Raw genomic sequence first — 21,412 nt, forward strand, 5'->3', positions numbered from 1 at the left:
CCCGAGGAACCGGCATCAGGCGCCCCCCTCATTGAGGGCCGCGTCGCGCGTCTCCATTCGGAACCCGCTTCCGGGGAGGGCCGGCAGGCGGCGGAAGTCGATCTCCAGATCCTGATCCGGCAGCCGGTAGTTCAGGTCGGCGAGCAGGCCGACGGCGCGCTCCATCAGCTCCAGGACGATCCCTTCGCCAGGGCAACGGTGACCGGTCGCCGCATCCCCACCGCCCTGGGGGATGAGACCGAACGGATCTCCGGAGCCGTCGCTGAACCGCTCCGGCCGGAACGCCTCGGGATCAGTCCAGTGTGCGGGATCGTGATTGGAGCCATAGAGGTCGAGGACCACCTGACGGCCCTCCGGGAAGACCAGGTCGCGCCAGCGAAACGGCGCGCGCACACGCCCGATCACTGCCGGGAAGAACGGATAGAAGCGTCGGACTTCCTGGACGAAGGCGCGGCGACGTCCGGGGTCGGCGACGGCCAGACGGGCCGCATCCGGGTGAGCCTGCATCGCGTGCGCCACAAACACGATGTAGACCGAGGTCGCGACAGTCGGCCGCAATACATTGGCCAGTTCGACCGCCGCCGTGTGGATCGGCAACGGTTCGCCGTCCTCGGCGCGGGTCCAGGCCCAGGCGTGGGCGGCCGTGTCCGGATCCGGCGACAGACGGCCGGCGCGAATGTCTTCAATGATCGAGCCCAGCCAGGCGTCGACGCGGCGACGCGCGTGCCTCGACCACAGATGCCGGGGGCCCCGCGATCCCGCCGCGTCGAACAGCGCCCTCAGGTGACGGACCCGCTTCGCTTCGTCGTGCGGCTCAAGCGGCACGCCGGCCCAGCCGCAGACGGCCCGCGTCAGCACCGGCTGCAGGGCGTCATAGAGCACGATGTCCTCCTCGCCGGCCCATTCGACGGTCGCGCGCCGCCATTCCGCTTCGAACAGTTCGCCCAGCCGCGCGACACGGGCTGGCGACATCAGGGACATGAACACGCCCTTGCGAGCGCGGTGGGCCTCGCCGTCCAGCCCCTGGACGCCGCCCTCGCCGAGCAGCGTGCGGCGGACCGGCGCCGGCATGGCGCCCGCCCGCACGATGCGGGTCTCGTCATAGAAGATCCGCGCCGCCTCGCGGCCTCTCAGACAGGTCGTCTCCTTCAGCGCCAGGCGGGTCTCGACGACGTCGGCGCCGGCCTGCTCGAACAGGTGGGAAAGGCGCCGATAAGGGTCTGTCAGCAGGGCCAGGGTCTGGTCGCCGTGTCGCGAGGTCGGCCGATGCGTCATCGAAATCCTCCACAAGGACGGGCGGTCCGCGACGGGAGCCGCCAATCGCCTCCAAACGTCGCGGTGGGCTAATGGCTCCGGGGTCTTTGCGCCTTCCGGATCTTCCACAGGGTCAAAGTGGCGCGGATGGATCGTGCAACGCCTCGATCACCTTGCAGGCGGAGACCCGGCCCCCGGCGCATTCCGTCGTCATCCGCGACAGTTCGCGCTGGAGGGCGCGGAGCCGGGCGATCTTCTGTTTCACATCGGCGAGATGACGTTCGGCCAGGGTGCTGGCCTCGGCGCAGGGCCGATCGGGGTGATCCGACAGATCAAGCAAGGAGCGGATCGAATCCAGATCGAAGCCCAGCTGGCGGGCATGCCGGATGAATGACAGGCGGCGCTCAGCCGCGTCGTCATACATGCGCCGGTCGCTGGCGGTGCGCGGCGGCGGCGGAAGCAAGCCGATTTCTTCATAGAAGCGGATGGTCGGAACCTTGACGCCCGTGGCGGCGGCCAGTTTGCCGATGGGGCGCAACCCGGACGAGGCGGGAGAGGGGAGGGGCATCGCGTCAGCTCGTAACGGCGGGTGAAAGGCATCTGGGGCGGGGAGGGATCATCGGCCCAGCCCCATCAGGACGACGGCGATGCCGAAGGCGGCGATCGTGGAGGCGCCGGTGAGCGCCATGCCGAAGGCCGGGACCGCCGCGCCCTGCGCGTAACCCAGGGCGAAGAAACCCCGACCGACCAGATAAGGAGGGACCAACACCGGCAGCAGGATCATCTCCTCGCCGCGCAGCACGGTGGCGAGCACCAGGTGGGCGCTCACCGCCAGAACGGTCTGTTCAAGCGAGTTCTGTAGCACGGCGGCGGGTACGGCGAGCCTGGCGCCGGGCGCCGCATCGGCGGACCCGGCCGGTCGGCGTCGGACCGGAAACGGATGCTGGCCACCACCCTCAAACACCCCGCGAGCCACAGGAAGACCGGGAGATTCGCCTGCAGGGCATAGGCCAGCCTATCGGCCGTCGCCATGTCGCGCGCCGCGCCGAGAAGGGGCGGGGAAAGCCGCAGCCAGGCGGAGGCCGCCGCTGAGGCGGTGATGAGAATCGCCGGCGCCGAGCGGACGGCGATCGCCCTCTGTTCGGCGGGAAGCCTCATCGCGCCGCCCGTCCCAGGGTCGAGGACGCCGCGCGGCTGTCCGAGCCCCGGACGGTGAGGAGGAGCAGCGCGACGCCGCAGACAATGGCCGCATCGGCGAGGTTGAAGGTCGGCCAGTGCGCCGCCCCCCAATGAAGATCGATAAAATCGGTGACCGCGCCAAAGCGTAGCCGGTCGACGAGGTTCCCGATCGCTCCACCGGCGATGAGGCCTGCGGCGGCCGCCGTCACGGCGCTGCGCGTGCGCCAGATCCACGCCAGCAGGGCGCCGATGATCAGGAAGGCCACGGCGCTCAGCGCCCAGCGGCCGACGGCGCCTGAGCCGGCGAACAGGCCGAAGGTGACGCCGGGGTTGAACCCGAGACGCAGCGAGAGAAACGGCGTGAGGTCGATCGGAGCGTCCAGCTGAGCGCGCGCCGCGGCCTTGGCGGCCTGATCCACGACGGCGATCAGCGCCGCGAGCGTGAAGGCGATCGTCTGCAGGCGGCCGGGAACGCGTCGCGTCGGGTGCATGGTGATCATGAAGCCTCCAATGGATTTCAACTGATTTTGGGCCCTCTAGTTACTAGAGGATCAAGCGGGTTTTATCTGACGGGCGTTTCTTTCATGGAAGCCATGCATTCTCGGCATGATCGTCTAGCCAATGGGAGATGCATGCTTCTCGCGAAAGGGTAATCCGATGACTGAACCCCCTCTCGTCCTGTGCACTTCCTCGCCCGGCTGCAGTTGCGGCGTGGCCTCCAGGTTCGACGGCGCCACCCCGCCTACCGGCGCATCCTGATGGCGGTGATCGCCGTCAACGGCGCCGCCTTTATGGCCATAGCCAGCGGCGCCTCCCTGCAAGGCTCGGCGCCCCCTGGGCGCCAATGTGCTCGACTTCCTGGCCGACGCGCCACCTACGGCATCAGCCTGGCCGTGATCGGACGTTCGGTCGCCGTGCAGTCCGGGGCGGCCAATGGCCAAGGCGCCAGCCTCGTTGCGTTGGTGCTGTTATTCCTCAGCTACGCGATCTCGCGAGCCACCTCCGGGGCGCCGTCCTGTGGCATCACGGGACTGGGCGCTCTGGGCTTCTTCGCCAACGCCCTGGCCGGCTTACTGCTGGTCCGCCACTGCGCAGGCGACTCCAACGTCCGCTCGCTCTGGCTATGCGCGCGCAACGACTTTATCCAGAGCCTGGCGTCGCGGCGACCGGCGGAGCGGTCTGGCTGACCGGTTCACGATGGCCCGACCTGATAGCGGCAGCGCTACTCAGGTGAAGATTGCGCATTCTGCAATCTCGATCCACCTGCAGACGCAGCGAAAGAATCGGACGCGATCAGCGTGCGCTCGCTTAAAGATCGCTCGACGTTGCTGAATAGGTCGAGATGGCCGACGATGCGCCACTCTCGGCCTTGCATGTCGACTTTCCCTCTCCCTCACCGCGGATTGGTGGTCACTCGAAACAGTCGCAGCCCCCGAACACTGTAACAGATTGCTTGATCGCCCGAATGAAAGTATCCACCACGCGATGGCGTGGCCAATTGCGACATGGGCAAGACTGATACTGGCGGTGACCCTGGTCTCCGCCGTGTTTTTCGTCGCCCCGATCGCTGACGCCGCGACCTGCGTCCCGGAGACGGCATCGGCTCACGCCATGGTCGTTGAAGATGCGGGCGATGGCGACCAGGTCGACCTTGGCGCTGGGCACGGAGTCTGCACCCACGGCCACTGCCACCACAACGGAACTGCCCGTGCGGATGTCGCCGACCACATCGCGATGCAGATCCACGCGCGGCCTGTTCACGCCTTCCCCTCGAGTGATTTTCCGTCGTCGATCTCTCCCGACGGCCTGAAGCGCCCTCCCAGAGTCTGACCGGACGTCTGCGCCGCCGTGCGCGCGAACTCGTGTCAAATTTCTGGAAGATGAATCATGCCTCCCTCATATCGCAGGCCGCCGCGTTTCGCGGTCGGCTGCGCGTTGGCCGCATTCGCGGCCGTGCTGGCCAGTCCCGCTTGGGCTGACCCCGCGCCGTCCTTCGCCGAGCTGCTCGCCCAGCTGGGTCAAACCCCGGCCACCCTTGAAGCCGGCGCCCTGTCGGACGCCGCCGAAGCACGTGTCCGCCAGGCCCGTGCGAGGCCTAATCCGACGATCGCTCTCGACGCCGAGAACGCTTTCGGCACGGGGCCCTTCTCGGGCTACGCCAATGCCGAAACCACCTTGTCGATCAGCCAGGACCTCGAGCTCTGGGGACGCCGGACCGCTCGGGTCAATGTCGCCCGCGCGGAGGCTGGGACAGCGGCTCTGCAGCGCGATCTCGCCGTCATCGACGCTGCTGGAAGACTCGCGCAGGTCTATGCCGATGCGGAAGCCGCCCAAAGGCGGGCCGTCCTCGCTGAAGAAAGCCTGACCCTGACCATCGCCGATGCAAGGGCCGCCCTTGTTCTCGTCGAGGAAGGGCGCGAGCCCCTGCTACGCGGCATTCAGGGTGAAAGCGAAGCAGCTGCAGCGCGCGCCACGCGGGATGAGGCCATCGCCGAACGCGACGCGGCGTTCGCCAGGCTGACCGCTGTCGCCATGCTGGCGGCGCCAGTAACAACGATCGACACCAGCCTGCTCGACCTGCCGCCTGCCCCCGCCTTTGTGGCGCCAGCGGATGCACCGACCGTTCGTGTCGCGGAAGCGCAACGGGCCGCCGCCGAACGCCGGATCGACGTCGAGCGGATACGCTCTCGTCCGGACATCAACGCCAGCGTCGGTGTCCGTCGCTACGAGATGGAAGACGCAACGGCTCTGACGTTCGGCGTCAGCATGCCGCTGCCATTGTTCGACCGGAACCGCGGAAACATCGCTGCGGCGCAGGCGGACTTCCGTGCCGCGGATGCGCGGCTCCTTGGCGCCCGTCAGGAAGCCCAGGCCGATCGCGCCGCGGCGCGGGCGCGGCTCGCCGCATCCGTCAGCCGGGTTTCCGCCGCCGATGCGGGAGTGGCGTCTGCGGAGGAAGCCTATCGCCTGTCGCGAATCGGAACCGAAGCGGGGCGCATTTCCCAGCTTGAACTGCGGGTCACCCGCACAGCCCTGATTTCTGCCCGGACGTCTGCCGTCGATGCGCGCCTCGCGCGCGTCCAGGCCGAGATCGAACTTGCGCGCCAGGACGGCCGCGCCCCCTTCCAAGGAGCCCAGTGATGCGCAAGCGCACATCCAACAAGACGTTGCTCATCGGCGGAGCCGCCGCCATCGTCCTTCTCGGTGGAGGCGGGCTCTTCCTGCTCACACGCGGACCGGATGCCGCTCCAGCGGCCGCACCGGCCGCTGCCGAAGGTGAGGCGGGTCACGCGGAGGAAGGCGCCCATGCCGAAGGCGAGGCCGAAGCGCCAGAAGGCTTCGTCGCACTGAGCGCGGCCCAGGCCCAGGCCGCGAGCCTGATTGTGGTCGGCGTCGGTCGGGGAGGGGGGGCGGAAACCCGTCTCTCCGGGCGGGTCGAGCCAATGATCGACGCGCGCGCCGCTGTCGCGGCGTCCGTCGGCGGGCGCGTTGAGCGGGTTCTCGTGGCGCCGGGTCAGACGGTCCGGATCGGCCAGCCTCTGGCGAGCGTCGTGAGCGGCGAAGCCGCAACCTTCCGGGCGGATGCGGACGCTGCGGCCGCTGAGACCGAGGCGGCGCGCCAGGCCTATCAACGCAACCGCAATTTGGCGGATCAGGGCGTCGTCGCCCGACAGGAAGTCGAGGCGTCCCGCGCGCAACTGCTCAGCGCCGAAGCCGGCGCACGGGCGGCTCGCGCGCGGTCCAGCGCGGCGGGCTCGCCCAACGCGTCGGGCCGCCTCAGCGTCACCAGCCCCATCGCCGGGGTCGTGACCAGCGTTCAGGTCGGGCCGGGCGGTTTCGTCGCCCAGGGTGGCGTTGTCGCCGAAGTCACGAACCCGGCCAGGGTTGAGCTCGTCTTCAACGCGCCGCCTGCGTTGGCCGCCAATGTACGAGCCGGGGCTCCTCTGCGGGTCAGCAGCCCGAGCGGCGATTTTGACGCCGTCGTCACCGGCGTCGCCGCGGGCGCGGGCGGCGAGAGCGGCGCCACGGTCATCCGGGCCCGACCGACGGGCTCCGTCCTCCCACCGGCCGGCTCCGCCGTTACCGGTGCGATCGTGACGGGCGAAACCACGGGCGGTCTCACCGTTCCGACCGAGTCCGTCCAGACCGTCGACGGGAACACCGTCGTCTTCGTTCAAGTCCCGAACGGCTTCCAGGCCCGTCCGGTGCTCGCCGGTCGTCAGGCCGGGGGGCGGACTGAAATCCTGCGCGGCCTCACCGGGGCTGAACGGGTCGCTGGCACAAACGCCTTCCTCCTCAAAGCCGAGCTCGCCAAGGGCGAGGCCGAGCACGGTCACTAGGGGCGCACCGCATGTTCAAATTCATCATCGAACTCTCGGTTAAATTCCGATGGTTCGTGGTCCTCGCCACGGCGCTTGTCGCGGCCTACGGACTGCTCGAACTGACACGGCTTCCCATCGACGCCGTGCCGGACATCACCAATCGCCAGGTCCAGGTGACCACGGTCGCTCCGGCGCTTGCGCCCGAACAGATCGAACGGCAGGTCACCTATCCCATTGAAACCGCCATGGCCGGCATTCCCGGCCTGACGACGACCCGATCCCTGAGCCGAAACGGCTTCAGCCAGGTCACCGTTATCTTCACTGACCAGACGGACATCTACTTTGCCCGTCAGCAGGTCGCTGAACGCCTTGCCGGCGCGCGGGAGGCCATGCCCGAAGGGGTAGAGCCGACCATGGCCCCGATCACGACGGGCCTCGGTGAAGTGCTGATGTGGACGATCGACTACAAGCCGTTCAGCAGTCAGAACCTCGCCAAGCCTGGTGAGACGGGCTGGCAGGCGGGCGGAGCCTATCTGACGCCCGAAGGCGATCTGCTTTCGACCCCGCAGCAGCGCGCCACCTATCTTCGCACCGTGCAGGACTGGATCGTCGCGCCGCAAATGCGGACCGCCCCCGGTCTCGCCGGCGTCGACACCGTCGGCGGCTATGTGAAGGAGTACGCGGTCCGTCCCGACGTCGCGCGTCTCTCCGCCTACGGCCTGGGAATGGGTGACCTGATCCAGGCTCTCGACCGCGCCAACACCCAGGCTGGCGCGGGCTACATCCAGCGCGCCGGCGAAGCTTTGACGGTTCGCACAGACGCCCTGGCCTCCACCGTGGAGGACTTGGCTCAGGCGCCGGTCGTCAACCGGAATGGCCTGATCGTGCGGGTCGCCGATGTCGCCACTGTCGAGATCGGCCAGGCTCCGCGCCTGGGCGGCGCCAGCCGTGACGGCCACGAGGCCGTGCTCGGAACGGCGCTGATGATCGCTGGCGGCAACAGCCGCACGGTGGCCCAGGCGGCCGGGGAGCGCCTTGAGGAAGTTCGCAAGACCCTGCCCGCAGGCATCGAGGCGGTGACTGTTCTGGACCGTAGCGCCCTGGTCAACTCGACCATCTCGACCGTGGCGCGTAACCTCACCGAGGGTGCCCTGCTAGTCATCGTCGTGCTGTTCCTGCTGCTCGGCAACATTCGTGCGGCCAGCATCACAGCGCTGATGATCCCCATCAGCTTCCTCTTCGCCGTCATTGGCATGAACCGGTTCGGCATCAGTGGAAACCTGATGAGCCTGGGCGCTCTGGACTTCGGCCTTCTGGTCGACGGGGCCGTCATCGTTGTTGAAAGCACCTTGTTGATGCTGTCGCAGCGGCGGATCGATCTGGGACGGGCTCTGACCCGTCGGGAACGCCTTGATGTCGCGGTTGCCGCAGCCCGCAAGATGGTCAAACCGGCCGCCTTCGGTCAGCTGATTATCCTCCTCGTCTTCACCCCCTTGCTGATGCTCGAGGGCGTCGAGGGCAAGACGTTCGTCCCCATGGGCGCGACGGTCATGTTGGCGCTCGTCGGCGCCTTCATTTTCTCCTTCACCTTCGTTCCGGCCATGACGGCCCTGCTGGTGCGGGAACCCAAGAAGGTCGAGACCGACGAACACGGCCACGCCCACGAACATGAGACCTTCCTGCTCCGCCACGCGCGGCGTTGGATCCAGCCGGCCATCCGCGCCGCCGTCGATCGTCCTAAGATCGTCCTGATCTCGGCGCTCGGCGCGGTCGTTGTCGGTGGTCTGGCCTTCTCGTCCCTGGGACGGGAGTTCATCCCCACTCTGGACGAGGGCGACATCGCCATGCAGGCGTTGCGTGTTCCCTCGGCGTCGCTGGAACAGTCCCTCGCCATGCAGATGGCGTTGGAACGGGTCATCACCGCCCAGCCGGAAGTCGAGACCATGTTCTCCAGGACCGGCACCGCCGAGGCGGCCGTCGATCCGATGCCGCCCAACATTTCGGACAGCGTCATCGTTCTGAAAGACCGTAAGGACTGGCCTGATTCCGGTCTCAAGAAGGAAGCCCTGCTCGAGCGGTTCGAAGAGCTTGCCAATCAGCAGATCGGCAATAATTTCGAGTTCAGCCAGCCCATCGAACTCCGCTTCAACGAGCTCATCTCCGGGGTTCGGACCGACCTCGCGGTGATGGTCTACGGCGATGATTTCGACACCATGCAGCGGGTCGCCGATGAGGTGGCCGGCGCGCTGCGGCAAACCACTGGCTCCGCTGACGTGCGCGTCGAACAGGCGTCGGGCCTGCCGACTCTGACGGTCAGCGTCGATCGGTTCGCGGCGGCCAGCTACGGCCTGTCGGCAGCCGACGTCTCCGAAGCGGTCTCGGCCGCAATCGGTGGCGCGGAGGCAGGCCGGATTTTCGAGGGCGATCGCCGCTTCGACGTGGTTGTTCGTCTTCCGGACGGTGCACGGAACGATCCGGCGGCGCTCGCGGCCCTGCCCATCGTCTCCTCGACGGGCGTGACCGTGCCTCTGTCCTCTGTGGCGCGCATCCAGAGCGCCGAGGGGCCGAACCAGATCAGCCGCAACGACGGTAGTCGCAGGATGGTGGTTCAGGCCAATGTCCGCGGCCGTGATCTGGGCGGCTTCGTCACTGACGCTCAAGCGAAGGTCGACCAGATCCAGCTCCCGCCGGGCGTCCGCCTGACCTGGGGCGGTCAGTTCGAGAACCTCAAGCGGGCCGAACAGCGGCTGGGCCTCGTCATTCCGATCGTCTTCGTCCTGATCGGGGTGTTGCTGTTCATGGCCCTGGGGTCGTTTGCGGAGGCCGGACTTGTCTTCGCCTGCGTACCCCTTGCCCTAATCGGCGGCGCCCTGGCGCTGCTCTTGCGGGGGATGCCGTTCTCGGTGTCTGCGGCCGTCGGGTTCATTGCCGTCTCGGGCGTGGCGACCCTGAACGGGCTTGTCCTGATGCAGGCCATACGCGAGCGGTTGCAGGCTGGTCTCGCGCCTCGGGATGCGGCGATCGAAGGCGCATCCAGCCGGCTGCGGGCGGTGTTGACGACGGCCTTCGTCGCCATCGTCGGCTTCATCCCGATGGCGATCGCCCATGGGGCGGGAGCCGAGGTTCAAAAGCCTCTGGCGACCGTCGTCATCGGCGGCCTTCTTACTGCGACTGCCTTGACCCTGCTGGTTCTGCCGACCTTCGCGGCCAAGGCGGTGCGTCACCGCAAGGACGAGGGGGTCGAGGATTGATTGCTCGCAATCAGGACGACCGTCAGCAGGGGCGCACCCTGCTGACGGTTCTCGCGCTCAACGCGGGCCTGGCGGTCGCGCTCGGAGTCGGCGGATGGTCTGCCGACTCCAGCGCCCTGCTGGCCAACGCCGTCGACAACGCCTCGGACGCCGCCGTCTATCTGATCAGCTTCCTCGCGATTGGCCGGGCCGGCTCGTGGAAGCGGGGCGCAGCGCGCTTCTCGGGCGTCATGCTCCTCATCTTCGGCGCCGGCGTCCTTCTGGACGCCGGCCGCCGATTCCTCGTCGGAACAGAACCGATCGGGCCGACCATGATGGGGCTCGCGATCGTCGCGGCGATCATCAACCTCATCTGCCTGCAGTTGATCCGCCGCCAGCATAGCGGCGACGTCAACATGAAGGCCGCCGAGACTTTCAGCTTCAACGATTTCGCCTCCAACGGGGGCATCCTTATCGCAGGAGGACTGGTGCTTTGGCTCGGCCAGGCGTGGCCGGATCTCGTAGTCGGGGTGCTCGTAGCCGCTATCGCACTCAAGGGTGGCATCGACATTCTGCGCGACGCGGCGCGTGATGGTCCGGGTGAGGAGAAGGCGCAATGATGCGGCGTCGTTCCTCCGATGATCTCTCCGGCGTCTCGAAAGCCGTCAACACCGATCAGTCCGGCCCGCCGTCCCTTGAAGCCACCGGCGGATCATCGATCGACATTCAATCCGTCCAACGGTGGCGCAAGGCGGGCATTGTCGTCGGCGGGCTGGTTCTCGTTGTCTGCGCGGCGCTCTTCACATCCTGGCCCGTGCTCGAGCATCCGGTCGAGCATCTGGGTCTGATCGCCATCATGGTCTGCATCATCGGCCGGGCTTGGTGTTCCCTCTACATAGGCGGTCGGAAGAAGCAGGAAATCGTCTCCGCAGGACCATATTCAGTCAGCCGCAATCCGCTCTACGTTTTCAGCTTCATCGGCGCGTTTGGCATCGGCGCCCAATCCGGCAGCCTCAGCGTCGGCCTGATTTTCGCTCTTGCCTGTTGGGCGGTGTTCCGGATCGTGGTCGGTCGCGAGGAACGCTACCTCTCCGACACGTTCGGAAACGACTACCAAGCTTACCGCGAGCGCACCCCCCGGTTCCTGCCCAAGCCCTCCCTCTGGCGGGACGAGGCGGAAGTCCTGATCCGGCCTGTCTTCTTCGTCCGTACGGTGCGCGACGGCTTCGTCTTCCTCCTCGCGCTTCCGCTTTTCGAGGCGCTCGAACAACTTCAGCGGCTCAGCGGCTTCAACGCCGTCTTGCCCCTGCCTTGAGGTTGGGAGGAGCGGGATGACGACCTGCAAGCGGACGACGCCAGAGCCAAGCAGCAGTATGCGCCGCCGCCACCCAGGTCGTGATCCCGCCCTCTCGATCGCGTCGGTCGCCGAGAGCGGCCGCCATAGCCGACCCGCAAGGGCCGCCCCCCAGCCGGAACTATGTTCATGACCACCAGCACAACACGACCGGACCATGCCGAAAGCGAGTCCGACGACCACCGTCACGGCGGCCTTCTCGGTTCCAATACCGAGCTGATTTTCGCCCTCGCCAGCGGCCTCGCCCTGGGCTTTGGATTCGCCCTGGAAAAGCTTGCGACAGGCCTTCCGGGCTGGATCCCCATCGCCCTCTTCGTCGTCGCCTACATCTTCGGGGGCTTCTTCACGGTGCGAGAAGCGTTCGAGAACCTCCGCCAGAAGCGCTTCGAGATCGACACCCTGATGCTCGTTGCTGCCGCAGGCGCGGCGGCGCTCGGGGCCTGGGCCGAAGGCGCCCTCCTGCTGTTCCTGTTCAGCATTGGCCATGCGCTCGAACATTACGCCATGGGCCGCGCCAAGCGCGCGATCGAGGCCCTCGCCGAGTTGGCTCCCCGGACCGCCCATGTGCGACGCGACGGACAGGTGGTCGAACTGCCTGTCGAAGATCTGGTCGTCGGCGATACCGTAGTGGTGCGTCCAAACGAACGACTGCCCGCTGATGGCTTTGTCGTGGTCGGGGCCACAAGTATCAACCAGGCCCCCGTCACTGGCGAAAGCATGCCGGTCGACAAGCAGCCGGTCCCGGACGCCGCCGCGGCGCGCGAGCGGCCGGCCCAGGTCGGATCGGCGTCCCTCGTCTTCGCGGGCACGATCAATGGCTCAGGCGCCATCGAGATTGAGACGACCCGCACATCGAGCGACACCACCCTGGCCAAGGTGGTTCGGATGGTGAGTGAGGCCGAGACGCAGAAGTCGCCGACCCAGCGCTTCACGGACAGGTTCGAGCGCATCTTCGTGCCCGCTGTTCTGGCGCTGGCCTTCGTCCTGCTGTTCGCCTGGGTCGTCGTCGAGGAACCCTTCCGCGACAGTTTCTACCGGGCGATGGCGGTTCTCGTCGCCGCCAGCCCTTGCGCGCTCGCGATCGCCACGCCGAGCGCTGTCCTGTCCGGGGTCGCTCGAGCAGCGCGTGCAGGCGTCCTGATCAAGGGGGGCGCACCCCTTGAAAACCTCGGCTCGCTCAACGCCATCGCCTTCGACAAGACCGGCACCCTGACCGAGGGACGGCCGCGGATCACCGACGTCATGACGGTGCGCGGGACGAAGGAGGGCGATCTTCTGGCGGTCGCTGTGGCGGTCGAACGGCTCAGCGACCACCCGTTGGCGGAGGCCATCGCGCGCGACGGTGGCGCACGCTTGCGCGATACGATCATCCCGGCCGCGATCGACCTCAAGAGCCTGACGGGCAAGGGCGTGACCGCCCAGCTGCACGGCGAGACGATCTGGATAGGGAAGCCGGAGATGTTCGGCGTCGACGGCGTAGCGCCGCTCGGCGACGAAACAACCTCTGTCGTCGCTCAGTTGCGACTGCAGGGGCGAACCCTGATGGTGGTGCGACGCGGCACGCGCGATCTCGGTGTCATTGGGCTTCTTGATACGCCTCGCCCAGCAGCGCGGCCGACGCTGACCGCTCTTCGCGCCCTCGGCATCGGGCGAATGATCATGATCTCGGGCGATCACCAGAAGGCCGCACAGGCGATCGCCGGACAGGTCGGCCTGACAGAGGCTTGGGGCGACCTCATGCCCGAGGACAAGGTCGACGCCATCAAACGCCTTCGCGCTGACGGCAAGATTGCCATGGTCGGCGACGGGGTGAACGACGCCCCGGCCATGGCCACGGCGACCGTCGGTATCGCGATGGGCGCGGCTGGCTCCGATGTTGCGCTTGAGACCGCCGACGTCGCCTTGATGTCCGACGACCTGTCGCAGCTGCCCTTCACCGTCGGTCTCAGCCGACAGACGCGGCGCATCATTCTCCAGAATCTCTACGTCAGTCTCGGAATCGTCGCCTTCCTTGTGCCGGCGACGATCCTCGGCCTTGGCATCGGCCCTGCCGTGGCGCTCCACGAGGGGTCGACCCTGCTGGTGGTGTTCAACGCTCTGCGCCTGCTCGGCTACCGCGACCGAACGGCGCCCATCCTTCCCAGTGCAATCCCGGCCGCCCCCGTGGCCCCGCCGGCTCTCTCGAGGACATCGTCATGAAGCGTTTCGGATGGATTTCCGTCATCGCCGTCTTTCTCGCCCTGTCGGCCTTCGCCTTCGGGATGATCTCGCGGCAAACCCGCGAGGTCCCTGCGGCGCCGTCGGCGGCTGACTCTCGCCCGAGCGACACCGAGGCAAGCCACGCTGGCGAGACCACGGACAGCCCATCGACTCGCGCCTATCGCGAGGCCAGCGCGAAGATGCACCAGGCCATGAGCATCAACTACACGGGCGACGCCGACATCGACTTCCTGCGCGGAATGATCGCCCACCACGAGGGTGCGCTCGCAATGGCCAAGGTCGCCGTCGAGCATGGCGAAGCCCGCGACGTGCGTAATCTGGCCGATGAGATCATTGCGGCCCAGGAATCCGAAATTGTCCGGATGAGAATCCTTCTTGCGCGCCATGAGGACACGCCCGCGCCCAACGCAAGGCCCTGACGCATGGCCGGCAAACGCTTCACCGTGCGCGGCCGGAGCATTCGTTGGCGGGAAGGCCGCTATCGCCAACGAGGTAGGCGGCGGCTCCAGGCGCGCCCGCTGAAGCCACGGCCCGTGCTCGATACGCTCGTCGCCATCGGGGTCAGCCTGTTCGCAGGAGGCCTGGTCTTCTGCATGGCCCTTCTGCTGCTGGGCGCACACAAGGTGCCGCTGCATTTTGGTTACGGGGCCATTCTGGGCGGCGTGATCGGCTGCTCGTTTGTGTTTGGACCCCGCGATAGGCCCGGACTGATGGTCGTCGGAGGCTTGGTCGTCGTTTGGGTTTTGGGAACGGCCGTCCTCTACGCTTCGCGAGACCAGATCGTCCTGCGTCCACATGAGCACCGCAGCGCCGCCGCCAAGTCTGCGCCACGGAAGGCTGACTGAATGCCCGAAGCCGCGCTGACCGAGCCATCGCCTCGCCCCGTCCGGATCGCGCGCGGCGGCTGGCTGGACGCGCTGCGTTTTATCGTAGGGGCGCTGATCATCCTCTACCATTTCCGCGAGGCCGCGCCTGTGCCTCTCGGACAACTGCATCCAGTCTTCGAGCGCGGCTATCTGCTCACCGACTTCTTCATCATCGACTCCGGCTATATCCTGGCCCGCATCTACGGTGATCGCCTCGCGTCCGGACAGGCCTCGCTGCGCGCCTATGCGCGCCAGCGCCTGCTGCGGGTCATTCCGGCCCACCTGGCGGTCAGCCTCGTCCTGGTGCTGCTCGTCGGCGGCGCCGCCCTGGCCGGGATCGCGCCCAGCAATCCGCGCTGGTTCGACTGGTCGCAACTGCCCGCGCAGGTGCTACTGGTCCAGGCCTATGGCGTGCCGGGCGGGCAGGGGTGGAACGCCCCGACCTGGACCCTCTCGGCCCTGATCGGCTGCTATCTCCTGCTGCCCTGGATCTGCCGCGCCCTGTGGCGCTGGCCGCCGGTCGCACCTCGTGGGCGACGCAGTGGTGATCGGCGCGACGCTCCTCGTCGTCGCCGCCGATATCGCCGCCTCGCTGTGGCTCGGCGATCCGATCTACCGCCTGCCGATGCGCTACGGCATCCTGCGCGCCCTGCCGCTCTTCCTGCTCGGAGTCGCGGCGGCCTTCTACGGTTCGCGGGTCTGTGTCGCGCCGCACCGGGCCAGGGCGATCGGCCTCGCCGCCGCCTTCGCGCTCGTGGGGCTGCAGGCCTTCGGCGCCTTCAGCCTGGTGTCGCTCGGCCTGATGACCGTGATCATCTGGGCCGCCGGCGCCGTGCCGGTGCGCAGTCCTTCACGGCTGATCGAGCATCTGGCCCTAATGTCGTTCTCGATGTTCCTCACGAATGAGGTGAGCCGCATCGTCTGGTTCGGCCTGCTCGACGCCCTTGGACAGGAGGCGTGGTCGTCCGGCGTTCGCTGGGTCCTGTGGGCGATCGGCTTGGTCGGGGCGTTCGTGGCCGCCGCCGTGTTTCGCTACGGCTTCGACCGACCGGTCCAGACCTGGCTTAGTCCGTCCCGACGGGGGGGGCGACCCGAATGTCGGCCGCCGCCACCAAACAGGCCATGGAATGGGCCGCGGGCCCCGGCGTCGCCGCGGCCGGGCGCCCGGGCCAGGCCGCCATCGACCCGCCCCGGGCTTGATCAGGGGCGCGGCTCAGTGCTGTGGGCCCGGACCCCCGCGGCCGCCCCCGGCTCTGTCTGGGGGGCCGGATCCCGGGCCGCGCCGGGGCGCTGCGGGCGGCAGGCCGGACACAGACCCTGGCCTTCGAGCGTGATCCGTTCGATCTCGTAGCCCGCCGCTGTCGCGGCCGCGCCCAGCGACGCCATGCCGGACGAAGGAATCTGGCGACAGAAGCCGCAACAGTCGCACAGAAGAAAAACCGCAGGCGAACCGAGGCGTTCGGGATCGCAGGCCACATAGGCCTTAAGGCTGGAAAGACGATGAACCAGACCGCGGGTCTCGAGGAACTGCAGCGCCCGATAGACGGTCGCCGGCGTCGCGACGCGGGCCTCCCGGTGATACGTCGCCACGAGATCATAGGCCTTGGCCGGAGCGCCCGCGACGAGCAGGAGCTCCAGCACCCTGCGCCGGGGGCGCGTCAGCTTGTCCCCGGCGGCGGCGACGCTGGCGGCGGCTGCGTCCAGGGCGCGTTCCACCTGTGCGGCCGTCGGCGGCGCGGTCTCCCGGTCATGCGGACAAGGCGAGGTCATCAAGGGGCTGGGCTCGCCTCCGGGGTTCGTCGGACGGCGCCCTCCACTCCAACCGAACGGCGCGCTCATTTTTTAGCTTCCATCTACAGTCGCTGGAGGAGGTAGCCTTGCCCTATAGAGATCACAAGGAACAGACATGACGGCGCAAACTCTCGAAAGCCGATACCGGGTCACCGGGATGGATTGCGCCAGCTGCGGCCGCAAGATCGACACGGCGATCCGCAGGCTGCCGGGCGTCGAGGACGTCTCGGTGGCGGTGCAGACCGGCGTGCTCAAGATCCGGCATGGCGGAGACCTCGCCGACGAGGCGGTCCTGCAGCAACTGCGCAACCTCGGCTACAGCGGAGAAGCGGCCGCGCCGACGTCCGGAGCCGTCGCTGCGGCGGCGGGCCCACCTCCGGCGGCCGCCCGGGCCGGGGGCGCCCCGTGGTGGTGGACCGGCAAGGCCCGCCTCACCGCGCTCTGCGGCCTGGCGCTGTTGTCCGCCTATGGACTGGGCACGCTGTTCCCCTCCCTGGAACGATACGCCTTCCTCGCCGCCCTGGCCGTGGGGCTCATTCCGATCGCGTCGCGCGCTTTTTCGGCGGCGCGCCACGGCACGCCCTTCTCCATCGAAATGCTGATGACCATCGCCGCCGTCGGCGCCGTCTTCATCGGGGCCGCGGAAGAGGCCGCCGCCGTCGTTTTGCTGTTCCTCGTCGGCGAGATGCTCGAAGGGGTGGCGGCTGGTCGCGCGCGCAAGAGCATCCAGGGGCTCGCCGCCCTCGTGCCCAAGACCGCCTTCGTCGAGGTGGACGGCGTGACCACGGAGGTCGCCGCCGAGACCGTGGCGGTGGGCGCGATCATCCTCGTCCGGCCCGGAGACCGCGTTCCGGCGGACGGCGAGATCATCGAGGGCGCGGGAGACCTCGACGAGGCCCCGGTGACGGGCGAGAGCGTGCCCAAGCGCAAGGTCGAGGGCGATCCTGTGTTCGCCGGCACGATCAACGGCGGCAGCGTCCTGCGAGTGCGCGTGACGGCCTCAGCCTCGGACAACACCATCGCCCGGGTGGTGCGTCTCGTCGAGGAGGCGCAGGAATCGAAATCGCCGACCGAACGGTTCATCGACCGCTTCTCGAAAATCTACACGCCGGGCGTGCTCGTGTTCGCCGCCCTCGTCGCGGTCACGCCGCCGCTGCTGTTCGGCGGGACGTGGAGCGAATGGGTCTACAAGGGCCTCGCCGTGCTGCTGATCGGCTGCCCCTGCGCCCTCGTCATCTCCACGCCGGCCGCCATCGCCGCCGGCCTGTCGGCGGGGGCCCGGCGCGGCCTGCTCATGAAGGGCGGGGCCGTGCTGGAGACGCTGGGCAAGATCACGGCGATCGCCTTCGACAAGACGGGGACCCTGACCGCCGGCAAGCCCGTCGTCACCGACGTCGTCGCCGGAACGCGGGATGCCTCCGCCCTGCTGACCCTAGCGGCCGCGCTGGAAACGGGATCGAGCCATCCGCTCGCCCTCGCCATCCTCGCCCGAGCTGAGGCGGACAAGATCACGGCGCCGCCGGCCTCGGCCACCCAGGCCATTCCGGGGGAGGGCGTGGAAGGCGAGGTCGGCGGCGAACGCATATTCCTCGGCTCGCCGCAGGCCGCGGCCCGACGCGCCCCGATCACGCCGGCCCAGGACGCGGCCATCGCCGCCCTGAACGCCGAGGGTAAGACGGTTTCCGTCCTTGTCGTCGGGGATGGCGTCGCCGGGTTCCTCGCCATGCGCGACGAGGCGCGGCCCGACGCAGTCCAGGGTCTGGCCGACCTGAAGGCGCGGGGCATCCGGACCATCATGCTGACGGGCGACAACCGCCGCACGGCGGAGGCGGTCGCCGCCGGCCTGGGCATCGAGCCCCGGGCCGAACTGCTGCCGCAGGACAAGCTAGTCATCGTCAAGGCGCTGCAGGCCGAGGGGCTGGTGGTCGCCAAGGTCGGGGACGGCATCAACGACGCCCCGGCCCTGGCCCAGGCGGATGTCGGCATCGCCATGGGCGGCGGCACCGACGTGGCCCTGGAGACGGCGGACGCCGCCGTCCTGCACGGCCGGGTCAGGGACATTCCCGACATGATCGCCTTGTCCCGCGGAGTGATGGGCAATATCGGGGAAAACATCACCATCGCCTTGGGCTTGAAGGCGGTGTTCCTGGTCACCACCGTGATCGGGGTGACGGGCCTGTGGCCCGCCATCCTCGCTGACACCGGAGCCACGGTCCTGGTCACCGCCAATGCCATGCGCCTGCTGCGCTGGACGCCGCGTCGTCAACCGTCGTGACTGCCGGCGGTGCGCCTTCTCAGGCCCCGTTGTGGCGACCGAACACGCGGGTCGAACCGTCGTTGAGGATCAGGACGGTCGCATAGGGTTCGCGCCCGGCGGCCTCCATGCCCGGCGAGCCCGCCGGCATGCCGGGCGCGCTTAGTGCGCGGGCGGCGGGGCGTTCGCCGAGCAGCCGCTCGACATCGCTCGACGGAACATGGCCCTCGATGGCGTAGGCGCCGACCACCGCTGTGTGGCACGAGGCGAGGCGGTCCGGAATGCCATGCCGGGCCCGGATCGGGGCGAGATCCTCGCGCTCGACGACCTCGACGATCCAGCCCGCCTGGCGCATGTGGGCGATCCAGCCGCCGCAGCAGCCGCACCATGGCGTCTTGTAGGCGATCATCCGTTTCGGGGGCGCGGCGAGGGCCGGGCCGGGCACGGCGACCAGGGGCAGGCCGAACACGAGGGTCCGGCGGGACAAGCGCGGGCGAGTTTGAACCAAAGTGAGCGCTCCTTGGGAGTCCAAATCCCACCATGGCGGGCGCGGGCCGGTTTGGCGACGGGCGTAGTTGTCGCGCCCTGACCTGACGTCGCCCAGGCGTGGAGCGCCGGCTAAGCCCGCCCATATCGCAGCGGAACCTCTGGTAGAAGGCCCGCACCCGCCCGGGCAGGACACAGCCCCCTGCTCGGCCGGCGCGGCCAAGCGAATCCGTTCGCCTGAGGCGCCCGGGGTCTCGCAACCATGCCTTCGCTGACGTATCGCGACCGTACGAGGCCGGTCACGCAAGCGCTGATCCCCGCGGAATGGTCATGGGCGACGGGATTGAGGAGCCGGCGGAAGCCGGAGGCGAAGCGTCCGCTGCGGCTAACGTGGCGTCGAGAGCTAGCCCGCAGACGCTTGCGGGGCCCCGAAGGCGCCAAAAACTGCATGTGAGCGGCAACGGCCTCCGCCCGGCCGTATAAGGCGCAACACGGCGCGCGCGACCAACAGGCTGACTTTTCGCGCGGGCCCGCTCGCGAAGACGAGCCTTCGGCCCTCGAGGGCAGCGAGGACGAGGCCGGCCCGGCGCGCCCGGGCCGACGCATTACGTCCCTGGCTCAAGACCAGCGCCTCTCTGTTCCGGAGCCCGCCGACCCCACAATCTCGGTTGCGCCGCCGATTGTAGATGAACTCTCGCGGGCAAGTGCGGAGATCCAAATCGCAAGCGGTTCAGTGATCCGTGGTCGAATGCATGTGAGCTTGAGGTCGCCGGCCGGCCCCTGATGTCTGGTCCACCGCATTTCCACATGATCTCGGCTCGGCGAAGTACGGGTTTGACGAGGTCGGGAGGCGTCGCCGTTCGGAACATCTTCCCGGCGCCGGGGTTGGATCCAGATCACCCGAGGGAGCCTCCGATGCAAATCCAACCAATGATCAGCACCCACCCCGACGTACGCGGCAGCGTGAACGACAGCCTCATTCGCGCGATCGAAGCGGGCTACGGCTGCGCCGCCGTATGCCGCATCTGCGCTGACGCCTGCCTGGCCGAGGAGATGGTCAGGGACCTGACCCAGTGCATCCGGCTCGATCTCGACTGCGCCGATGTCTGTCTGGCTACGGCCGGGCTCGCCGTGCGGCGCGCCGGCAGCAACGAGGCCTTGATAAAGCGCATGCTCGAGACCTGCGCCGAGGCTTGCGCCGACTGCGCCATCGAGTGCGAGAAGCACGCCGAGATGCACGAGCATTGCCGTATCTGCGCCGAAGAATGCCGGCGTTGCGAAGATGCTTGCCGCGAGGCGGCCGCGTCGATCAGGCCTTCACGGCACTGAGGCTGACCGCTGTCATCGGCACAGGGTCGTAGCTTCGACGCTAGCTCGAGCCCAGCTCATCAATCACCGGGCACCTAACCCGCCCGCCTTCACTGCAGTCGGCCACAGCCTGCCTCAGCACTTTCCGTAGCCTCTGCAGATCCTCGATCTTGGCGTCCACGCTGGCGATGTGGTCTTGGGCCATGTCGCGGACTTCGCAGCACGCCTGAACGCCCGGCTCGCTCAGCGCGATCAGGCGCCGAATGGCGTCGATGCCGAAGCCCAGTTCGCGCGACCGGCGGATGAAGCGCAGGCGCTGGGCGTGTTCCGGCTCGTAGCTGCGGTGGCCGCCCTCGGTCCGGGCCGGCGCGGGCATCAACCCGATACGTTCGTAGTAGCGCACCGTTTCCAGGTTCACCCCGGCGCTGTCAGCGAGGCGCCCGATCGTCAAACTTCGTGCGGACATGGCTCTTGATCCTGTAGCGGCTACGGGTTGTAGCCTGTAGCAGAAATCGAACGGGAGGTCCCATGGCCATCGATTACGACCGGCCCCGCATGCCCGAGGTCGCCGTCAGCGCCTCGGCCGCCCTCGGCGGTGTCGCCTCGGTGTTCGCCTGGGCCGCGTGCTGTGTGTTGCCTCTGGCTCTGTCCGTGGCGGGCGTATCCTTCGCCGGCGCCGCGGTCATCGCGGGTGCGCGGAACTGGCTGACGCTTCTGGCCGCCGTCATCCTGGCCGCGGGCTGGCTGCTGCATTGGCGTCGCCTGCGGATGTGTCGGAAAGACGGGGCCTGCCGCCACCCTTCGCGGCTCGCCTTCTGGCTGCTGGTGATCGCCAGTCTGCTGATCGTCCTTTCCATGGCCTGGCAGCCGTACATCGAGCCGTGGGTCATGCCGCGACTGGCGGCCATGCGATGACCCCGGCCATCGTTCTGGATTCGACGCTGACCTGCCCGGATTGCGGTCATGTTGCGACGGAGACCATGCCCACCGACGCCTGCATCTGGTTTTACGATTGTCTCGGCTGCGGCATGAAGCTGAAGCCCCTACCCGGCGACTGCTGCGTGTTCTGCTCCTATGCCGACGTGCCGTGTCCGCCGATCCAGGTAGATGGCAAGGGGTGTTGCGGCTAGGCTACGGCGGCATTGCTG

22 protein-coding genes are annotated in these 21,412 nt (G+C 68.2%); 15 read left to right on the top strand and 7 right to left on the bottom strand.

Going from position 1 to position 21,412, the window contains the following annotated elements; genetic code table 11:
- Positions 1-15: 15 nt before the first annotated feature.
- The 4 genes from AAC067_RS00345 to lspA form a co-directional block, all read right to left on the bottom strand.
- The gene (locus AAC067_RS00345; protein ID WP_165117320.1) at positions 16-1,275 is read right to left on the bottom strand and encodes a cytochrome P450; all 1,260 of its coding nucleotides are present in this window, start codon (positions 1,273-1,275) and stop codon (positions 16-18) included.
- Between the two features lie 112 nt (positions 1,276-1,387).
- On the bottom strand, positions 1,388-1,822 hold the full coding sequence (locus tag AAC067_RS00350; protein ID WP_040349346.1) for a helix-turn-helix domain-containing protein: 435 nt from the start codon (positions 1,820-1,822) through the stop codon (positions 1,388-1,390).
- 48 nt (positions 1,823-1,870) lie between these two features.
- Complete coding sequence (locus AAC067_RS00355; RefSeq protein ID WP_339928417.1) at positions 1,871-2,218, bottom strand: MAPEG family protein; 348 nt, start codon at positions 2,216-2,218, stop codon at positions 1,871-1,873.
- A 190-nt stretch (positions 2,219-2,408) separates the two neighbouring features.
- Positions 2,409-2,933 (bottom strand): signal peptidase II, encoded by a 525-nt coding sequence (gene lspA / locus AAC067_RS00360; protein WP_134581258.1) that lies wholly within the window; start codon positions 2,931-2,933, stop codon positions 2,409-2,411.
- A gap of 258 nt (positions 2,934-3,191) precedes the next feature.
- On the opposite strand from lspA, the gene AAC067_RS00365 reads away from it, so the two are divergent.
- The 11 genes from AAC067_RS00365 to AAC067_RS00415 all read left to right on the top strand — a co-directional run bounded on the left by AAC067_RS00365 (position 3,192) and on the right by AAC067_RS00415 (position 15,331).
- Positions 3,192-3,620: a hypothetical protein gene (locus AAC067_RS00365; RefSeq protein WP_165117316.1), complete on the top strand. Its 429-nt coding sequence runs from the start codon at positions 3,192-3,194 to the stop codon at positions 3,618-3,620.
- 340 nt (positions 3,621-3,960) lie between these two features.
- Entirely contained in the window at positions 3,961-4,263 is a 303-nt protein-coding gene (locus tag AAC067_RS00370) for a hypothetical protein (RefSeq protein WP_244999706.1), read from the top strand.
- Positions 4,264-4,320: 57 nt separating this feature from the next.
- On the top strand, positions 4,321-5,574 hold the full coding sequence (locus AAC067_RS00375; RefSeq protein ID WP_339928422.1) for a TolC family protein: 1,254 nt from the start codon (positions 4,321-4,323) through the stop codon (positions 5,572-5,574).
- Positions 5,574-6,773: an efflux RND transporter periplasmic adaptor subunit gene (locus AAC067_RS00380; RefSeq protein ID WP_339928424.1), complete on the top strand. Its 1,200-nt coding sequence runs from the start codon at positions 5,574-5,576 to the stop codon at positions 6,771-6,773. The genes AAC067_RS00375 and AAC067_RS00380 overlap by 1 nt, the downstream gene beginning before the upstream one ends.
- Before the next feature lie 11 nt (positions 6,774-6,784).
- Positions 6,785-10,006, top strand: a complete 3,222-nt coding sequence (locus AAC067_RS00385) for a CusA/CzcA family heavy metal efflux RND transporter (protein ID WP_134581253.1) — start codon at positions 6,785-6,787, stop codon at positions 10,004-10,006.
- On the top strand, positions 10,003-10,605 hold the full coding sequence (locus AAC067_RS00390) for a cation transporter (RefSeq protein WP_134581252.1): 603 nt from the start codon (positions 10,003-10,005) through the stop codon (positions 10,603-10,605). Before AAC067_RS00385 ends, AAC067_RS00390 begins: the two co-directional genes overlap by 4 nt.
- Positions 10,602-11,300: an isoprenylcysteine carboxylmethyltransferase family protein gene (locus AAC067_RS00395; RefSeq protein ID WP_244093366.1), complete on the top strand. Its 699-nt coding sequence runs from the start codon at positions 10,602-10,604 to the stop codon at positions 11,298-11,300. The genes AAC067_RS00390 and AAC067_RS00395 overlap by 4 nt, the downstream gene beginning before the upstream one ends.
- A gap of 168 nt (positions 11,301-11,468) precedes the next feature.
- A complete protein-coding gene (locus AAC067_RS00400; RefSeq protein WP_339928427.1) occupies positions 11,469-13,538 on the top strand; it encodes a heavy metal translocating P-type ATPase in 2,070 nt (689 codons plus the stop codon).
- Positions 13,535-13,978: a DUF305 domain-containing protein gene (locus tag AAC067_RS00405; protein ID WP_114818249.1), complete on the top strand. Its 444-nt coding sequence runs from the start codon at positions 13,535-13,537 to the stop codon at positions 13,976-13,978. The genes AAC067_RS00400 and AAC067_RS00405 overlap by 4 nt, the downstream gene beginning before the upstream one ends.
- Before the next feature lie 3 nt (positions 13,979-13,981).
- Positions 13,982-14,404: a hypothetical protein gene (locus AAC067_RS00410; RefSeq protein ID WP_112863181.1), complete on the top strand. Its 423-nt coding sequence runs from the start codon at positions 13,982-13,984 to the stop codon at positions 14,402-14,404.
- The gene (locus AAC067_RS00415; protein ID WP_339928437.1) at positions 14,405-15,331 is read left to right on the top strand and encodes an acyltransferase; all 927 of its coding nucleotides are present in this window, start codon (positions 14,405-14,407) and stop codon (positions 15,329-15,331) included.
- Positions 15,332-15,625: 294 nt separating this feature from the next.
- Here the strand turns inward: AAC067_RS00415 and AAC067_RS00420 are convergent, their stop codons facing one another.
- Positions 15,626-16,195 (bottom strand): Fur family transcriptional regulator, encoded by a 570-nt coding sequence (locus tag AAC067_RS00420; protein ID WP_339928439.1) that lies wholly within the window; start codon positions 16,193-16,195, stop codon positions 15,626-15,628.
- A gap of 136 nt (positions 16,196-16,331) precedes the next feature.
- On the opposite strand from AAC067_RS00420, the gene AAC067_RS00425 reads away from it, so the two are divergent.
- On the top strand, positions 16,332-18,491 hold the full coding sequence (locus AAC067_RS00425) for a heavy metal translocating P-type ATPase (protein ID WP_114818250.1): 2,160 nt from the start codon (positions 16,332-16,334) through the stop codon (positions 18,489-18,491).
- A 19-nt stretch (positions 18,492-18,510) separates the two neighbouring features.
- Here the strand turns inward: AAC067_RS00425 and AAC067_RS00430 are convergent, their stop codons facing one another.
- Positions 18,511-18,957, bottom strand: coding sequence for a DUF411 domain-containing protein (locus tag AAC067_RS00430; protein ID WP_040349353.1), 447 nt, complete (start codon positions 18,955-18,957; stop codon positions 18,511-18,513).
- Positions 18,958-19,886: 929 nt separating this feature from the next.
- Between AAC067_RS00430 and AAC067_RS00435 the strand changes: the two genes are divergently transcribed.
- Positions 19,887-20,285, top strand: a complete 399-nt coding sequence (locus tag AAC067_RS00435) for a four-helix bundle copper-binding protein (RefSeq protein WP_008261099.1) — start codon at positions 19,887-19,889, stop codon at positions 20,283-20,285.
- Positions 20,286-20,325: 40 nt separating this feature from the next.
- On the opposite strand, the gene AAC067_RS00440 is transcribed toward AAC067_RS00435, so the two are convergent.
- On the bottom strand, positions 20,326-20,730 hold the full coding sequence (locus AAC067_RS00440) for a helix-turn-helix domain-containing protein (protein WP_040349355.1): 405 nt from the start codon (positions 20,728-20,730) through the stop codon (positions 20,326-20,328).
- Positions 20,731-20,792: 62 nt separating this feature from the next.
- Here AAC067_RS00440 and AAC067_RS00445 point away from each other — a divergent pair, with 62 nt between their 5' ends.
- Positions 20,793-21,179 (top strand): MFS transporter permease, encoded by a 387-nt coding sequence (locus AAC067_RS00445; protein WP_114818252.1) that lies wholly within the window; start codon positions 20,793-20,795, stop codon positions 21,177-21,179.
- Positions 21,176-21,394 carry a GDCCVxC domain-containing (seleno)protein gene (locus tag AAC067_RS00450; protein ID WP_114818253.1) on the top strand — a complete coding sequence of 73 codons (219 nt, stop codon included), beginning with the start codon at positions 21,176-21,178 and terminating at the stop codon, positions 21,392-21,394. The genes AAC067_RS00445 and AAC067_RS00450 overlap by 4 nt, the downstream gene beginning before the upstream one ends.
- Positions 21,395-21,412: the final 18 nt, after the last annotated feature.

The organism is uncultured Brevundimonas sp. (assembly GCF_963977465.1).
Classification (GTDB): domain Bacteria; phylum Pseudomonadota; class Alphaproteobacteria; order Caulobacterales; family Caulobacteraceae; genus Brevundimonas.

What these genes read in the sequence shown, in the direction of transcription:
- AAC067_RS00345 (WP_165117320.1), bottom strand. Translation starts at nt 1,275, where the DNA reads ATGACGCATCGGCCGACCTCGCGACACGGCGACCAGACCCTGGCCCTG.
- AAC067_RS00350 (WP_040349346.1), bottom strand. Translation starts at nt 1,822, where the DNA reads ATGCCCCTCCCCTCTCCCGCCTCGTCCGGGTTGCGCCCCATCGGCAAA.
- lspA (WP_134581258.1), bottom strand. Translation starts at nt 2,933, where the DNA reads ATGATCACCATGCACCCGACGCGACGCGTTCCCGGCCGCCTGCAGACG.
- AAC067_RS00365 (WP_165117316.1), top strand. Translation starts at nt 3,192, where the DNA reads ATGGCGGTGATCGCCGTCAACGGCGCCGCCTTTATGGCCATAGCCAGC.
- AAC067_RS00375 (WP_339928422.1), top strand. Translation starts at nt 4,321, where the DNA reads ATGCCTCCCTCATATCGCAGGCCGCCGCGTTTCGCGGTCGGCTGCGCG.
- AAC067_RS00380 (WP_339928424.1), top strand. Translation starts at nt 5,574, where the DNA reads ATGCGCAAGCGCACATCCAACAAGACGTTGCTCATCGGCGGAGCCGCC.
- AAC067_RS00385 (WP_134581253.1), top strand. Translation starts at nt 6,785, where the DNA reads ATGTTCAAATTCATCATCGAACTCTCGGTTAAATTCCGATGGTTCGTG.
- AAC067_RS00395 (WP_244093366.1), top strand. Translation starts at nt 10,602, where the DNA reads ATGATGCGGCGTCGTTCCTCCGATGATCTCTCCGGCGTCTCGAAAGCC.
- AAC067_RS00400 (WP_339928427.1), top strand. Translation starts at nt 11,469, where the DNA reads ATGACCACCAGCACAACACGACCGGACCATGCCGAAAGCGAGTCCGAC.
- AAC067_RS00405 (WP_114818249.1), top strand. Translation starts at nt 13,535, where the DNA reads ATGAAGCGTTTCGGATGGATTTCCGTCATCGCCGTCTTTCTCGCCCTG.
- AAC067_RS00410 (WP_112863181.1), top strand. Translation starts at nt 13,982, where the DNA reads ATGGCCGGCAAACGCTTCACCGTGCGCGGCCGGAGCATTCGTTGGCGG.
- AAC067_RS00415 (WP_339928437.1), top strand. Translation starts at nt 14,405, where the DNA reads ATGCCCGAAGCCGCGCTGACCGAGCCATCGCCTCGCCCCGTCCGGATC.
- AAC067_RS00420 (WP_339928439.1), bottom strand. Translation starts at nt 16,195, where the DNA reads ATGACCTCGCCTTGTCCGCATGACCGGGAGACCGCGCCGCCGACGGCC.
- AAC067_RS00425 (WP_114818250.1), top strand. Translation starts at nt 16,332, where the DNA reads ATGACGGCGCAAACTCTCGAAAGCCGATACCGGGTCACCGGGATGGAT.
- AAC067_RS00435 (WP_008261099.1), top strand. Translation starts at nt 19,887, where the DNA reads ATGATCAGCACCCACCCCGACGTACGCGGCAGCGTGAACGACAGCCTC.
- AAC067_RS00440 (WP_040349355.1), bottom strand. Translation starts at nt 20,730, where the DNA reads ATGTCCGCACGAAGTTTGACGATCGGGCGCCTCGCTGACAGCGCCGGG.
- AAC067_RS00445 (WP_114818252.1), top strand. Translation starts at nt 20,793, where the DNA reads ATGGCCATCGATTACGACCGGCCCCGCATGCCCGAGGTCGCCGTCAGC.
- AAC067_RS00450 (WP_114818253.1), top strand. Translation starts at nt 21,176, where the DNA reads ATGACCCCGGCCATCGTTCTGGATTCGACGCTGACCTGCCCGGATTGC.